Consider the following 12471-nt stretch of genomic DNA (forward strand, 5'->3'; position numbering starts at 1 on the left):
CCTCGCTCCGCCTCCCGCGCCCCGTTCACCACACCCGGACCGCGCCTCCGGGCGCGAACGCCGGGCTGGTGGCGTCCTCAGGGGCCGCCGCCAAAGGCTCGGCGATCTCCTCGGCCGTCGGTCCGACCCGGGCCGCCACCTGTCCGAGGCGCGCCAGGTCGAAGCCGTACAGCCGGGCCGCGTTGCCGCCCGCCATCGCCGCGATCTCCTCCTGCGGCAGGCCCGCGTAGGCGGCGCGCAGGGCCTGGCGCGTGTAGGGGTAGGTGCCCTCGTCGTGCGGGTAGTCGCTGCCCCACATGATCTTGTCGAGGCCGATGCGGGTGCGCAGCGGGACCTCGTGGGGGCGCATGAAGCTGGCGCCGACATAGCAGTTGGCGTGCCACAGTTCGCCGGGGGTGGCGCCCATCGAAGCGGCCAGGCCCGCGCCGAACTTGGATTCCGCGGTGGCCGCCCGGGTCGCCGCGGCGGACAGCCGGCCGTGGTAGTAGTCCAGCATGTCCAGGACGCCGGGGATCCAGCCGGAGCCCTGTTCGGTCAGGACCAGGCGCAGCCCGGGGTGGCGCCGGAAGGCGCCGCCGAAGATCAGGTGCCACAGGGCGCGGTGCGAGAACCAGGTCGTCTCGACCATGAACACGGCGCGGGCGGCCGGTTCCTCGCCCAGCGGCGGGGAGGCCGAGCCGCCGTGGTGGTTGACGGGCACCTCCAGTTCGGCGCAGACCGCCCACAGCGGGTCGTACACCGCCGAGTGCAGTTCGGGCAGGCCGGAGCCGGGCGGGGTGCCGGGCAGCAGGATGCCGCCGGTCAGTCCGGCCTCCTTGGTGCGGCGGACCTCGCGTACGGCCTCGTCCACGTCGTTGAGGAGGATCTGGGCCACGCCCGCCCGGCGTCCCGGCGCCTGTGCGCAGAAGTCGGCCAGCCAGCGGTTGTGGGCGCGCAGCCCCTCCCAGCGCAGCGCGAACTCCTCGCGGGTGGGCGCCGGGGCCATCAGGGAGGCGCTGGGGAAGAAGGGCGGGATGGTGTTGGGGAAGACGACCTCGGCGACGATGCCGTCCGCTTCGAGTTCGGCCAGGCGGCGCGCGGAGTTCCAGTTGCGGTCGGCGGTGTCGGCGAGCAGGTCCTCGTACGGGTTGACGTAGGTGGCCGCCCAGGCGTCGAAGGCGTCGTGGTGCGCCGAGGCCAAGTAGGGCCGGTAGTCCAGGAGATCGGCGCCGGCGTGGCAGTCGGCGGAGATGACCGTGTAGCGACCGCCGGCGAGGCGGTCCCCGGGAGCCCGGCCGGTCATGATCCGACCCCCACGAAGGGGAAGTCGAAGCCGGTGAGCCAGTGGCGGCCGGTCTCGCGGGAGCGGCGCCAGGACTCCTCGACGGGGGCCTGGTTGGCGGGCTGGCCCAGATCGGCGGGGGTGGGGCCGATCCGGCGGGCGACGGGGGCCAGCGCGGCGGTGTCGAAGCCGAAGATCTCGGCGGCGGACTCGCCCAGGATGCGGCGGGTCTCGCCGATGGGGATGTCGTGGAAGGTGCGGCGCAGCCAGTCACGGGTGGCGGGCCAGGTCCCTTCCGGGTGCGGGAAGTCGGAGCCCCACAGGATGTTGTCGACGCCGATCTCGTAGCGCTGGGCCAGCTCGCGCCGCTTGGTGTTGGTGGCGCAGACGAAGACGTTGTGGTCGAGGTACTCGTGCGGCGGGCGCTTGAGCCCGGCGAACGGGGAGAGCTTCTTGCCGCCGTGCGAGCCCGTATAGAGGCGGTCCATGAACCACAGCAGGTTGGGCAGCCACCAGCAGCCGGACTCGGCGACGCCGAAGCGCAGTTGGGAGTGGCGCTCGAAGACGCCCGACCACAGCAGGAACCACAGCGGGCGGGCGGGCCACCAGGTCACCTCGGAGACATAGATGCCCAGGTGGTCGCCGTATTCGTGGCGGGGCGCCGCTCCGGAGTGGGTGAGCACCGGCATCCGGGTCTCGGCGGCGGCCGCCCAGACGGGGTCGTAACGCCGGTCGTGGTAGGGGGCCTTGTCGACCCACATCGCGGGGATCATCAGCGCGCCGAGGCCGGACTCCTTGGCACGGTGGATCTCGGCGACGGCCTGGTCCACCTCGCCGGTGACGGGCAGCAGGGCGACGCCGCAGTGGCGCTCGGGCTCGTGGGCGCACAGCTCGGCGAGCCAGCGGTTGTGGGCCTGCGCTCCGGCCATGCCCAGCTCAGGATCCTGGTCGCCGGACAGGCCCAGGCCCACCCCGAAGGGCGCGGCCGTCCTGCTGTCCACGGCGTCCGCGTCCGGGAAGACGACCTCGGCCGCCACCCCGTCGCCGTCCAGCTCCTTGGCGCGCTGTGCGGCGTCCCAACCGCCGCGCAGGCCCTCCTCGTTGTCCTGGAACCACTTGGCGGCGAACGCCTCGTTGCGCACGCCCAGCCGGGTCATCGCGGCGCGGCGGGCCTCGCGCTCCCCGAGGAACTCCTCGAAGGCGCGGTGGAACCTCGACTCCAGGTAGGGCCGGTACTCCTCGGTGGGCAGCCCGGCGTGGCAGTCGGAGGAGATGATCAGGTACGGATCCTGCTGGTGTGCCATCGTCGCTCAGCGTCCCCTCGGTCGAGTGCGGGTGGGTTCGGACGGGCCGGTGCGAGCCGGTGGGCGGGCGGTGCCGGTCGCGGCGGCGCTCAGTCGCGCCGGTCCAGGACGAATTGCTCCAGGTACGCGGGGTTGGCGCGGTCCAGCATCGAGCGCGCCCTGGCCCGTATCTGGGCGTCGCTGTGATCGCCGGCCGGCAGCATCCAGAAGCGGTCGGCGCGGATGCCGTCCACGACCAGCTCGGCGACCTCCTCCACCGGCGTGAAGACCACCTCCTGCCCGGCCTGCTCCATGGCCGCCTCCCACTGCTCCAGGCTGCGGTAAGGGGTCGTGCGGGGGCGGGACTTGGCGTAGCGCGCGGGCCGGTTGCGGTGCGACTCCCACAGTCCCGTACGGAGCATGTGCGGGCCGGGGAAGAGCACCGAGGCGCCGACCGGGGCGCGCTCGGCCTTCAGATGGGCGTACAGCGACTCGGTCATCGTCACCACGGCCGCCTTGGTCACGGCGTACACCGAGGCGGTGGGCAGCGGCGCCAGCCCGCCGTCGGTGGAGGAGGTGTTGACCACATGGCCCGGCTCGCCGGCCGCCAGCATCCGGGGCAGGAAGCACTGCACGCCGTGGAAGACGCCCCACACGTTGACCGCGAAGGCCCAACGCCAGTCGTTGGGATCGTGCTCCCACATCCGGCCCTCGGCGCCGGAGCCGACGCCCGCGTTGTTGCACAGCACGTGGACGGCGCCGAAGGCCTCGTACGCGGCCGCCGCCAGCTCCTGCACCGACTCCCGCTCGCCGACGTCGGTGACCTGGGCGAGTACCTCGCCGCCCGAGGCGCGCAGCCCGTCCGCCGCGGTGCCCAGCGCCGCCTCCTCCACGTCCGCCAGGACGACCTTGAGCCCCTCGGCCGCGAACCGCCGCGCCAGCGCGAGCCCGATGCCGCTCGCCGCGCCGGTGACGACCGCGACCTGCCCCGCCCGCAGCCGCATCAGCCCCTCCCCTCCGGGGGCCCGTCCAGCACCTGCTGGGCGTCGTCGTAGCGCTGGTGGATGTACGGGAGCAGGGCGCGCGCACTGACCCGCTCCACGACCCGGCCCTTCTGGTCGCTGGTCTTCTCGCCGAGGGTGATCTCCACCAGCCGGTGCACCGGCAGATCCGCCACCGGGTCGTACATCGACTCGCGCAGCACCACATCGCCGGTGACGGCGTGCAGCGCGCGGACCTTCTCGTTGCGCAGGCAGTGCACCAGCAGCGGTTCGGCGTCGAAGCCCGAACCGTCCACCGCGGGCAGGAACTTGAAGTAGAAGTCCCGTTTGACCGCCGGCTCGGGAAGCGGCAGCGGCCCGCTGACCGCGCCGCGCACCTCCACGAACGCGATGCCGTGCCGGGCCAGGCGGGCGCGCACCACCGGCCCCTCGCGCTCGACGGTGACCTCGCCCAGCTTCTTGGGCTCGCCGAAGACCTCGCGCCCGCCGATCAGCGCCCGCTCGTGGGTCATCGGCATGACCAGGGGGTACCAGCCCTCGTGCGCGCCGTGCCGGGCGGCGACCGCGACCGATCCGGCGCCCAGCGGATAGCGGGGCAGCCCGACCTTGCTGACACTGGCCCGCACCAGCGGGCGCTCGGTGGGTTTGAGCGGCGGCGGGAGGACCGCGGCCACCGCGTCCGGGTCGGTCTCCCACAGCGCCACCACGCCGGTCGACCAGATCTCGGGGAGCTTCGCGTTCGCCGTGCGCGCGGCCTGGATCTCGGCCTCGGTGCGCGCGCCGTACCGTACACGTGCCATGGCTGCCGCCCTTCTCGGTCCTGCCGTGCGGGGGGTCTGTAACACGGTTACACGGACTTCGATGAAGGGTAAAGAGCCGTGCGGGCAACGAAGTTGGGGGAATCATGCCGCGAGCGTCACTGACCCGGGAAGAGGTACTTCGAGCCGCCGCGGGCCTGGTGCGCCAGCACGGCCCGCAGGCGCTGACCATGCGCAAGCTCGCGGCCGAGCTGGGCACCGCCGTCACCTCCATCTACTGGCACGTCGGCAACCGCGAGTCGCTCCTGGACGCCCTGGTGGAGCGCACCGTGCGCGAGATGGGCGAGATCCGGCCCGCGGGGCGCACCCCGCAACAGCGGGTGGTCTCGGTGGCCCGCGCGCTGCGCCGGGCGCTGCGCGAGCGGCCGCATCTGATCGCGATGGTCCACGAACGCGGCCTCACCGAGCGGATGTTCCTGCCCGCGCAGCAGGCGCTGGTGCACGAGATGCACGCCGCGGGCCTGCGCGGGGCGCGCGCGGCGGAGGCGGTACGGGCCGTGCAGTTCCAGGTCGCCGGGTACGTCCTTGTCGAGCGCACCCGCGAGCGCTCCCCCGCCCAGCACCCCGGCGAGGGCGAGCTGTGGGACGCCCCCGCCGCCGAGGGCGACCCGGCCCTGGCCCGCGCGCTGTCCCGCCCCGCCGACGCCGAACGCCTCTTCCTGGTGTCCCTGCGGGCACTCGTCGCCTCGCTGCTGCCGCACCGCTGCCCCGGCGAGGAGGCACCGGGCCCGGCGGAGTGAGGACAACGTGTGCTGCACCACGCTTATCCGTACGGGTGAGCAGCCGCGACGCCGGTGAAGGGGCGGGCCGGGCAGCGGCGGCAGGCTCCCGGCCACCGCATATACGGCCCCCGCGCGGCGCCGGGCGGCGGCCGGTCGCCAGGGTGAGGGCCGGGTGGCCGTTGGATGGCTGTCAGTGTCGGCCCGTATCCTCAGTGACCATGCTCGAAGACCGCACGGGAGCAGCCCGCCCGATCACTCCGAAGATCGTGCAGCAGCAGGCTCCGCAGGGACCGCAGGCCCCCTGGCCGACCGCGTATCCACAGGGGTACGCGGTGGTCGACGTGGAGACCACCGGCCTGGCGCGCGACGACCGGATAGTGTCCGCCGCCGTGTACCAGCTCGACGCGCACGGCGAGGTCCAGGACCACTGGTACACCCTGGTCAACCCGCAGCGCGACCCGGGCCCGGTCTGGATCCACGGCCTGACCAGCGAGGTGCTGGCCGACGCCCCGCTCTTCCCGGAGATCGTGCCCGAGCTCTCCCGGCGGCTCGAAGACCGCGTCCTGGTCGCGCACAACGCCATGTTCGACTGGTCGATGATCGCCCGCGAGTACGCCCGCGCACAGGCCGAGGCCCCGGTGCGGCAGCGGCTGTGCACCATCGCCCTGTCCAAGGAACTGCGACTGCCGCTGCCCAACCACAAGTTGGAGTCCCTGGCGGCCCACTACGGCGTCGTGCAGGAGCACGCCCACCACGCCCTGGACGACGCCCGGGTGCTGGCCGAGGCCTTCCGGCCCAGCCTGCGGCTGGCCGCCCAGGCCAATCTGCGCCTGCCGCTGCTGGCCTGCCAGCCGCTGACGGAGTGGTCGGACGCCCCGGCGCCCGCCGCCCGCCGCTCCTCCTACGGCCAGTCCTCCGCCTACCGCCCCACCACCTGGCGCCCCTCCCGCAAGCGCCCCGCCTGCCCCTACCCCAACCCGGGCCGCTACGAGCCGGGCGGCAGGCTCGTCCAGGGCATGCGGGTGGCCTTCTCCGGCGACACCTCCGTGGACCGCGAGCTGCTGGAGGACCGCGCCATCGAGGCCGGGCTGCACATCGCCACCAGCGTCTCCCGGCTCACCAGCCTGCTGGTCACCAACGACCCCGGCTCCCCCACCTCCAAGACCGCCAAGGCCCGCCAGTTCGCCACCCCCGTCATCGACGAGGCCGCCTTCATGCAACTGCTCCAGGACGTCGCCCCCGCACCCGCGTAGGACCGACCGGCCCACCCGCCCGGCGCTCGCCGAGCCGGGCGGCGGCGGCCGACCGACCCCGCCCGCCGGGCGCCGTGGGCCCGGGTTGTACCGTCATGGGGTGTACCGCTTCCTGTTGTCCCGGCAGTGGGTGATCCTCACCCTCCTGGGTCTCGTACTGATCCCAGTGATGATCAAGCTGGGTTTCTGGCAGTTCCACCGCCATGAGCACCGGGTCGCGCAGAACCAGGTCATCGCCGCGAGCCTCGCCGCCAAGGCGGTCCCGGTCGGCTCCATGACCTCCCCCGGCCACGAGGTGCCGGGCAAGGACATGTGGCATCCGGTGACCGCGACCGGCGCGTACGACACCGACAACGAGGTCGTGGTCCGCCGCCGGATGGACGCCACCGACCAGAACTACGGCTTCTACGTCATCACCCCGCTGCGGATGGACGACGGGCGCACCGTACTGGTCAACCGCGGCTGGGTGCCCAGCGCCCGCAACCAGGCCGACTACCCCAAGATCCCCGCCCCGCCGTCGGGCAAGGTCACCGTCACCGGCCGGCTGAAGGCGGACGAGACCACCGAGGCCAGCGGCATCAAGGACAAGAGCGGCCTGCCGCCCCGCCAGGTGATGCTCATCAACAGCGAGCAGCGGGCCAAGGCGCTGGGCCGCCCCGTCCTGGGCGGCTACATCGAGATCAGCGAGCAGGTCAAGGGCCAGCCCGAGGTCGTCCCCGAGCCGGAGCACGACGCCATCGGCCCGCACATGGCGTACGCGATCCAGTGGTGGCTGTTCGCCGCGGCCGTCCCCGTCGGCTGGGTGGTGCTGGCCCGCCGCGAGCGCAAGGACCGCGCCGAGACGGCCGCCAAGGAAGCCGCCGGGGCGCAGGAGGAGGCGCCGGCGGACGGCGGGAGCGTCGCCCGTACAGCCGCCGCGACCGAATAGCACCCCTGTTCAGCGGGAAGGGGCGCTGAGTGCACCCACTCATCGAGGACTACGCGCTCATCGGGGATCTGCAGACCGCCGCGCTCATCTCCCGCGGCGGCTCCGTCGACTGGCTGTGTCTGCCGCGCTTCGACTCCGCCGCCTGCTTCAGCGCCCTGCTCGGCGACCGGGACAACGGGCACTGGTCGCTGTCCCCCCGCGACCCGCACGCCCGCTCCGAACGCTCCTACCGCGGTGACTCCCTGGTCCTGGACACCCTCTGGCGCACCTCCACCGGCAGCGTCAAGGTCACCGACTTCATGCCGCAGCGCGACCGGGCGCCCGATCTCGTACGCATCGTGGAGGGCGTCGAGGGCAGCGTCGAGATGCACGGCGTCCTGCGGCTGCGCTTCGACTACGGCCGTATCGTGCCCTGGGTGCGCAGGGCCGACGGCTGCCGGGTCGCCGTCGCGGGGCCCGACTCGGTCTGGCTGCGCACCGAACCCGAGATCGAGACCTACGGGCGCGACAGGAGCACCTGCTCGGAGTTCACCGTCGGCGCGGGCGAGCGGGTGGCGTTCATCCTGACCTGGCACCCTTCCAACGAGCCGCGCCCGCGGCAGATCGACCCGTACGAAGCGCTGGAGTCCACGCTCGAGGACTGGCACGACTGGTCGGCGCGGTGCCGCTACGACGGCCCGTACGCATCGGCCGTGACCCGCTCGCTGATCACCCTCAAGGCCCTGACCTTCGCTCCCACCGGCGGCATCGTCGCCGCCCCCACCACCTCCCTGCCCGAGGACCTGGGCGGGGTGCGCAACTGGGACTACCGCTACTGCTGGCTGCGCGACTCCACCCTGACCCTGAACTGCCTGCTGTCGGCCGGGTACACCGAGGAAGCCGCGGCCTGGCGGGACTGGCTGGTGCGCGCGGTGGCCGGCGACCCCGCCGACCTGCAGATCATGTACGGCCTGTCGGGCGAGCGCCGGCTGCCCGAGGCCGAGCTGCCCTGGCTGTCCGGATACGCCGCCTCCACGCCCGTACGCATCGGCAACGCCGCGGTCGACCAGTGCCAACTGGACGTCTACGGCGAGGTGCTGGACTCCTTCCACATCGCGCGCAGCGCGGGTCTTCCGCCCCAGCCGCACGCCTGGGACATCCAGCGCGCGCTGATGGACTTCCTTCAGGCCAACTGGCGCGAGCCGGACGAGGGGCTGTGGGAGGTGCGCGGCCCGCGCCGGCACTTCGTGCACTCCAAGGTCATGGCCTGGGTCGCCGCCGACCGCGCGGTCCGCGCCGTCGAGGAGCACCCCTCGCTGCCCGGCGATGCGGACCGCTGGCGCGCGATGCGCGAGGAGATCCACCGCGAGGTGTGCGAGCGCGGGTACGACCACGAGCGCGGCACCTTCACCCAGTCCTACGGCTCGGCCGATCTGGACGCCGCGACCCTGCTGATCCCCCGCGTCGGCTTCCTGCCCGGCACCGACCCGCGGGTCATCGGCACGGTCGACGCGGTCCGCCGCGAACTCACCTTCCCCCACGACCCCCAGGGCTCCGACGGCGCTCCCATCGGGCTGCTGCGCCGCTACTCCACCGAGGGCGCCACCGTCGACGGGCTGCCCGGCGACGAGGGCGCCTTTCTCGTGTGCTCCTTCTGGCTCGCCGACGCGCTGCATCTGACCGGCCGCCACAAGGAGGCCCGCGCCCTGTTCGAGCGGCTGCTCGCGCTGCGCAGCGACCTCGGGCTGCTCGCCGAGGAGTACGACCCGGTGGCCGGGCGCCACCTGGGCAACTACCCGCAGGCCTTCAGCCACATCGGCCTGATCGGGACCGCCTTCACCCTGCTCGGGGCGCCCAAGGCAGACTGACCGCATGGATCTAGGACTGAAAGACCGGACGTACATCGTCACCGGCGCCACCCGGGGCCTGGGCCTGGCCACCGCGCGCGAGCTGGCCGCCGACGGGGCGAACGTGCTCGTCACCGGCCGCACGGAGGAAGCGGCCGCCGAGGCCGCCGCCTCGCTCGGCCCGCGGGCGCTCGGCGTGGGCGCGGACAACGCCGACCCGCAGACCGCGGCCCGCCTGATCGCCGCGGCCCGGGAGCGCTTCGGCGGCTTCGACGGCATGCTCATCAGCGTCGGCGGGCCCCCGCCGGGCTCCGCCGCCGGCACCACCGACGCCCAGTGGCAGGACGCCTTCGAGGCCGTCTTCCTGGGCGCGGTCCGCCTGGCCCGTACGGCGGCCGCCGAACTCGGCGAGGGCGGGGTGATCGGCTTTGTCCTCTCCAGCTCCGTGCGCGAGCCGGTCACCGGGCTGACCACCTCCAACGGCCTGCGGCCGGGCCTGGCGGGCTTCGCCAAGTCCCTCGCCGACGAGGCCGGTCCGCGCGGGGTGCGGGTCCTGGGCCTGCTGCCGGGCCGGATCGCCACCGACCGGCTGCGGCAGCTGGACGAGCTGTCCGGCGACCCGGAGGCGGCCCGCGCGCGCAGCACCGCGAGCATCCCGCTGGGCCGCTACGGCACCCCCGAGGAGTTCGGGCGCGCGGCCGCCTTCCTGCTCTCCCCCGCCGCCTCCTACATCACCGGCGTGATGGTCCCGGTGGACGGCGGGGCGCTGCGCGGGTTCTGAGGCCGCGGGAGTACGGGCTCAGGTGCGGAGCGCGGTCAACTCACGCGCTCCGCACGGTGCTTGACCGCGCGCAGCCGCACCTCGGCCGGGAGCCGTTCCAGGCCCGCCGAGCCGCGCGCCTGCGCCAGCGTGTCGTCCGTCAGCCGCGCCATCTCCGTGGCCGGGTCGGCGTGCGCCGCCAGCCGCAGCCGCAGGCGTACGCGGGGCTCCAGGCGCCGCCCGGTCAGCATGGCGTCGGCGCGCTCCACGCCCTCCAGCGCCTGTGCCTCCGCGGCCAGTACGCCCTCCAGCGCCCGCCCGCGCAGCAGCGCGCCCTCGCCGTCCCCGCTGTCCACCAGGATCTCGCCCAGCCGGTGCCGCCGGAACTGGGCCAGCAGCCACCACAGGGCGAGCAGGACCAGTACGGCCAGCGCGGCGATGACCGACGGCCACCACCAGCCCTGGTCGGTCCACCGGGTCCGGTCCGCGTCGCCGAGCAGCACGTGGTCGGGCCGGGACCACGGCCAGGAGGCGGGCAGTCCCCAGCGCCGGGACAGATCGGCGCCGCCGAGCAGCACCAGCCCTCCGACGCCGATGAGCGCCAGCCCGGCCAGCCCCAGCAGCACCCTGTTCACGCTCCGCAGCACCTGTCGCATCCCGCGCTCACCTCGCCGTCGCGGCGGCCCTGACGCCGCCGGTTCTCGTCCAGCCGGTCACCGCCGCGCCCCTCACCGCTTGGCCGGCCTGCGGACCTGGACGGACAGCGAGAGCGGGCGGGCCAGCCCCAGCTGCCGCAGTCCCTCGCCCAGCGCCGCGTCCAAGTCGCCCCGTACCTCGTCCAGTTCACGAAAGTGCGCCACCGCCCGCGCGCCGGCCTTGCGGCGCCCCACGGTCACCCGCACCGACTGGACGCCCGGCACCTCCATGGCCCGGTCGCGCAGCACCAGCGCGGCGGCCGCCCGGTCCAGCCCGGCGCGTACGTCCGGGGCGGTGCGCCGCATCGGCAGCAGCCCGCGCAGCCCCGGCGTCAGCGCCAGCACCACCAGCCACCCGCCCACGACGACGGCCACAGCGGCGCCGGCCAGCACCCAGACATCGTCCAGATGCCGGGTGGACAGCTCCTCGGCCAGCCGCTTGCGCCAGGCCATCGCGGGCCGGTCGGCGCGTACCGCGGCCACGTCGTACAGCAGCAGCCCCGCCGCGCCCAGGACGACCAGCGCCACCAGGACGGACGGCACCCGCCGGGCCGCCCAGAACCGCTTGGCCGTACGGTCCCGGGCCACCGGCTCGTAGGCGGCCGGCCGGGTCCGGGCCGGGTCCCGCTCCGGCGTGCCGTCCGCCGCCTTCTCCAGCGTCGGCAGCCGCTCGGTGTGCGCGCTCTCCTCGGGAAAGCCCGCGTGCTCCTGGTCTCGGGGACCGTTCACCGCACCCTCCCCTGGTCCGCCCGATCGGTGTGCGGCGAGTGCAGCCGCTCCACCTCCACCGCGACCTCGGGTACGTCCATACCCGCCAACGCCCTTACCCGCTCGGCGACTTCACGACGCACCGCGCGGCACTGCGCACCGATGTCGGAGGGATAGCCCAGCTCCACGGCGACCCGCACCCGGGCCTCGCCGAAGTCCGCCCGCCCGTCCCTGTGGCGCACCGTCACCGACGCGTGGGCGTCGGTGGGCCCGGCGCCCGTCTGCACATCGGCGTCCTCGCGGGCCGAGCGCAGGGCCTCGCGCGCGGCCTGGGCGGCGATCTTCGCCACGACCCGGTCCGCGATCCGTGTCGCGCCCCGCTCCCCCGCCTGCACCACGGGCGCCGCGGCGGCCTGGGTCACCAGTGCCACCGGGCCTCACCGCCGCCGGTCGTCGCGGTCGCCGCTGCGCGTACGGAAGAAGTCGCCGGGCTCCAGGTCCCCGTCCAGGAACCGCCCGACCACGAACCCGACGGCGCCCAGCGCCGCCACCAGCAAAAAGGCTCCGAAGCCGCCGAAGTATCCGGCGAAGCCCAGCGCCATCCCGGCCAGAAGGCCGACCACAGCCATACTCATCCTGCGCTCCTTCGCTACCACCCCGGCACGGCCCCCGGTCACTGGAGCCGCGGCTCCTGCTCCTCTTCCTCTTCCTCGTCGGGCAGCTTCACATCGCTGACCGCGATATTGACCTCCACGACCTCCAGGCCGGTCATCCGCTCGACGGCGGAGATGACGTTCTCGCGCACGGCCCTGGCCACATCCGCGATGGAGACCCCGTAGTCGACGACAATCTCCAGGTCCAGCGCGGTCTGCACCTCGCCGACCTCGGCCTTCACCCCGCGGGTGACGGACTTGCCGCCGCCGGGGACGCGGTCGCGCACGGCCCCGAAGGTGCGGGCGAACCCGCTGCCCATCGCGTGCACGCCCACCACGTCGCGGGCCGCGAGTCCGGCGATCTTCTCCACCACGCCGTCGGCGATGGTGGTGCGCCCTCGGGAGGCGGGGTCGCCGCCGCCCCGCTTGGACCCCAGGGTCTTCTTCGCGCCCTCGCCCTGCGACTCGCCGGCAGGGGGCTCGGGCCGGTTCCGGTGTGCGGTGTCCGTCATCGCCAATCGTCCCTTTCCGAGGGGAGGAGCGGCATTCCGCTCCGGTCCCCA

At 74.0% G+C, this 12471-nt stretch carries 14 protein-coding genes; 5 read left to right on the top strand and 9 right to left on the bottom strand.

The features are described 5' to 3' along the window. Positions 1-25 precede the first annotated feature (25 nt). The 4 genes from AC4IJH_RS16545 to AC4IJH_RS16560 all read right to left on the bottom strand — a co-directional run bounded on the left by AC4IJH_RS16545 (position 26) and on the right by AC4IJH_RS16560 (position 4345). On the bottom strand, positions 26-1282 hold the full coding sequence (locus AC4IJH_RS16545) for an amidohydrolase family protein (RefSeq protein WP_490852469.1): 1257 nt from the start codon (positions 1280-1282) through the stop codon (positions 26-28). Next, the gene (locus AC4IJH_RS16550; protein WP_490852470.1) at positions 1279-2565 is read right to left on the bottom strand and encodes an amidohydrolase family protein; all 1287 of its coding nucleotides are present in this window, start codon (positions 2563-2565) and stop codon (positions 1279-1281) included. Before AC4IJH_RS16550 ends, AC4IJH_RS16545 begins: the two co-directional genes overlap by 4 nt. Positions 2566-2654: 89 nt before the next feature. Then, positions 2655-3548 (bottom strand): SDR family NAD(P)-dependent oxidoreductase, encoded by an 894-nt coding sequence (locus tag AC4IJH_RS16555; protein ID WP_490852471.1) that lies wholly within the window; start codon positions 3546-3548, stop codon positions 2655-2657. Beyond that, positions 3548-4345, bottom strand: a complete 798-nt coding sequence (locus AC4IJH_RS16560; RefSeq protein WP_490852472.1) for an acetoacetate decarboxylase family protein — start codon at positions 4343-4345, stop codon at positions 3548-3550. Before AC4IJH_RS16560 ends, AC4IJH_RS16555 begins: the two co-directional genes overlap by 1 nt. A 104-nt stretch (positions 4346-4449) precedes the next feature. Between AC4IJH_RS16560 and AC4IJH_RS16565 the strand changes: the two genes are divergently transcribed. The 5 genes from AC4IJH_RS16565 (at position 4450) to AC4IJH_RS16585 (ending at position 9873) form a co-directional block, all read left to right on the top strand. After that, a complete protein-coding gene (locus tag AC4IJH_RS16565; RefSeq protein ID WP_490852473.1) occupies positions 4450-5103 on the top strand; it encodes a TetR/AcrR family transcriptional regulator in 654 nt (217 codons plus the stop codon). A gap of 200 nt (positions 5104-5303) precedes the next feature. After that, on the top strand, positions 5304-6338 hold the full coding sequence (locus AC4IJH_RS16570) for a DEDDh family exonuclease (protein WP_490852474.1): 1035 nt from the start codon (positions 5304-5306) through the stop codon (positions 6336-6338). Positions 6339-6438: 100 nt separating this feature from the next. Then, entirely contained in the window at positions 6439-7266 is an 828-nt protein-coding gene (locus tag AC4IJH_RS16575) for an SURF1 family cytochrome oxidase biogenesis protein (protein WP_490852475.1), read from the top strand. A gap of 29 nt (positions 7267-7295) precedes the next feature. Beyond that, positions 7296-9113 carry a glycoside hydrolase family 15 protein gene (locus AC4IJH_RS16580; protein WP_490852476.1) on the top strand — a complete coding sequence of 606 codons (1818 nt, stop codon included), beginning with the start codon at positions 7296-7298 and terminating at the stop codon, positions 9111-9113. Positions 9114-9117: 4 nt separating this feature from the next. Continuing rightward, the gene (locus tag AC4IJH_RS16585; RefSeq protein ID WP_490852477.1) at positions 9118-9873 is read left to right on the top strand and encodes an SDR family oxidoreductase; all 756 of its coding nucleotides are present in this window, start codon (positions 9118-9120) and stop codon (positions 9871-9873) included. A gap of 35 nt (positions 9874-9908) precedes the next feature. Here AC4IJH_RS16585 and amaP read toward each other — a convergent pair whose 3' ends face one another. The 5 genes from amaP to AC4IJH_RS16610 all read right to left on the bottom strand — a co-directional run bounded on the left by amaP (position 9909) and on the right by AC4IJH_RS16610 (position 12420). Next, positions 9909-10508: an alkaline shock response membrane anchor protein AmaP gene (gene amaP, locus AC4IJH_RS16590; protein WP_490852478.1), complete on the bottom strand. Its 600-nt coding sequence runs from the start codon at positions 10506-10508 to the stop codon at positions 9909-9911. A 72-nt stretch (positions 10509-10580) separates the two neighbouring features. Then, entirely contained in the window at positions 10581-11276 is a 696-nt protein-coding gene (locus tag AC4IJH_RS16595) for a DUF6286 domain-containing protein (RefSeq protein WP_490852479.1), read from the bottom strand. Next, positions 11273-11686, bottom strand: a complete 414-nt coding sequence (locus AC4IJH_RS16600) for an Asp23/Gls24 family envelope stress response protein (RefSeq protein ID WP_490852480.1) — start codon at positions 11684-11686, stop codon at positions 11273-11275. Before AC4IJH_RS16600 ends, AC4IJH_RS16595 begins: the two co-directional genes overlap by 4 nt. 6 nt (positions 11687-11692) lie before the next feature. Then, the gene (locus AC4IJH_RS16605) at positions 11693-11890 is read right to left on the bottom strand and encodes a hypothetical protein (protein ID WP_490852481.1); all 198 of its coding nucleotides are present in this window, start codon (positions 11888-11890) and stop codon (positions 11693-11695) included. Positions 11891-11928: 38 nt separating this feature from the next. Further along, positions 11929-12420: an Asp23/Gls24 family envelope stress response protein gene (locus AC4IJH_RS16610; RefSeq protein WP_490852482.1), complete on the bottom strand. Its 492-nt coding sequence runs from the start codon at positions 12418-12420 to the stop codon at positions 11929-11931. Positions 12421-12471: the final 51 nt, after the last annotated feature.

It is taken from the genome of Streptomyces sp. UF-297 (genome assembly GCF_058245575.1).